General features: G+C 43.0%; 3 protein-coding genes. 1 reads left to right on the top strand and 2 read right to left on the bottom strand.

Annotation, left to right across the window (positions count from 1 at the left end):
- Positions 1 to 1,167: LptF/LptG family permease (locus F6K49_RS43880; protein WP_366514312.1), on the top strand; the 1,167-nt coding region annotated here is incomplete at its 5' end.
- Between the two features lie 166 nt (positions 1,168 to 1,333).
- On the opposite strand, the gene F6K49_RS43875 is transcribed toward F6K49_RS43880, so the two are convergent.
- Positions 1,334 to 1,699: a DUF5615 family PIN-like protein gene (locus F6K49_RS43875; RefSeq protein WP_070395639.1), complete on the bottom strand. Its 366-nt coding sequence runs from the start codon at positions 1,697 to 1,699 to the stop codon at positions 1,334 to 1,336.
- Positions 1,696 to 2,036, bottom strand: a 341-nt coding sequence (locus F6K49_RS43870) for a DUF433 domain-containing protein (protein WP_293108103.1), incomplete at its 5' end; no start/stop codon positions are given. The genes F6K49_RS43875 and F6K49_RS43870, both read right to left, overlap by 4 nt.

The following is a 2,036-nucleotide window of genomic DNA, read 5'->3' as shown; positions in this document are numbered from 1 at the left end:
GGCAAACCTTACTTCCTCAAATTCGTTTTTCCTAGCTTATCAGTGATGGATCGCTACATCGCTGCTGAACTCATCCCACCGTTTCTATTTGGTGTTGGCGGGTTTTCATCTATTGGTGTGGCTGTGGGTAGCCTGTTTGATATGGTAGTCAAAATCACTGAGTTAGGACTATCTTGGACAATTGCTGCCCAAGTCGTGCTCTTAAAGTTTCCTGAGTTTATGTCCTATGCCTTACCCATATCAGTACTGCTGGCGACACTAATAGCATATTCTCGCTTGAGTAATGACAGTGAGTTAATTGCCCTGCGCAGCTGCGGTGTGAGTTTATATCGACTAGTTGCCCCTGCTCTGGTGCTCAGCCTAGTGGTCACGGGGATAACTTTCCTCTTCAATGAATTAATTGTTCCAGCGGCTAACTACCAGGCAACTATAACATTAGAAAAAGCTCTTAATCAGGAAAAACCCTCTTTCGAGGAAAACGGTATTCTGTATCCAGAGTATCAGACTTTTACCCAAACCAATGGCACAACTACTCAGACAATCAAACGCTTATTCTACGCCAATGGATTTGATGGTCAGAGAATGAAAGATCTGACTGTCTTGGAGTGGTCTAATCTGGGTAAGTTGAAGAAAATTATTCTATCGGAATCAGCCCTTTGGAACTCTAAGCAAAATACCTGGGATTTTTTCCATGGGTCAATTTATTTTATTAGTCCTAATACCTCTTTCCAGAAAATAGTGACCTTTGATCATCAACAAATCCCATTTCCTAGAGCACCCCTTGATTTAGTCACTAAAGCCCGTGACCCTTATGAGATGAATATTATTCAAGCCATAGAAATGATTAACTTGCTTAAGGGAGCTGGCGATCGCAAAAAACTCCGGATGCTGCAAGTGCGGATGCAACAAAAAATTGCTTTTCCATTCATTTGTATAATCTTTGGCTTAGTGGGAGCAAGCATGAGTATTCGACCTAAACGAATTAGTAAAGGGACTAGCTTTGGGGTCTGTTTAATCGTAATTTTTGGCTACTACTTACTGAGCTTTGTGATCGGAGGTTTTGGTATAGCGGGAATTCTCTCCCCAGTTGTAGCCGCCTGGTTACCTAATTTATTCGGTTTCGGAGCAGGAGGATGGTTATTGTGGCGATTGGAGGGTAATGGTTGATGGTAATTTTGAGTAGGGAGTAGGGAGTAGAGAGTAGGGGGAAGAAAATCGACTGTACCTCATAAGTACGATCGTCAGTATTCACCCTAATACTTACATTAATTTATCACCTTGGATGTTAATTTAAAATTCTGTAAGCATTCAGGTGCGTTACACTGTTGTTTTTTTATTCGCTCAAGGGTAAGTATTCAATTCGGTCTTGATATTCCTTGGGAAAGGAAGCTCCAGCAATAATGATTAGCTCTGCGAGGGTTTCTCCAATATGATTGGATGGATCGATTACAAAAATCCCCGGTACGTGCCGACTCTCTGCGAGATGGTCTACTAAATGTTTAGGCATAGATTTCCGATTGTTTGTTACTAAAATAAAATCATGAATCTCACACCAGATTAAAATCTCTGGATCGAGAGTTCCTTTAGGAGGAGCGCCTGGATCGCCGATCCTTCTGACAATAAGTTCTGGTGCTTGGCGCATCAGTTGGGTTCGGTAAAGGGAGGCGATATGCTCGTCCAGTAAATATTGGATCGTCATACAGCGCTCTTCGCTTGGGATGACTCTCGCTCCAGAGCGGCTTCTGCTTTCAATTGCCGGAACCTCTGTCGTGCAGGAGAAGGATTCTGTTTTTGTTCTTCTCGTTGTTGGCGGCAAAACTCTAGCCAGTCAGCTAAGTAAGCGCTGACCTCTTCTTTGTTGTGTAGATAGTAGAGAATAGTGGCATGAACCTGTTCTAAGGTAATGGTGTCAAATTGTTGGGTAATTTCTTCAGGGGTTCTGGCGCGGTAGATATATTCGTAGAGGACGCTTTCGATACCAATGCGGCTACCTTTGATGCGAATGTCGTCAGAGGCTAGGAAGTCGAAGTAGTCTT

The sequence above is a fragment of the Moorena sp. SIO3I6 genome (assembly GCF_010672095.1).
This window is presented reverse-complemented; position numbering and strand designations above follow the sequence as displayed.

What these genes read in the sequence shown, in the direction of transcription:
- F6K49_RS43875 (WP_070395639.1), bottom strand. Translation starts at nt 1,699, where the DNA reads ATGACGATCCAATATTTACTGGACGAGCATATCGCCTCCCTTTACCGA.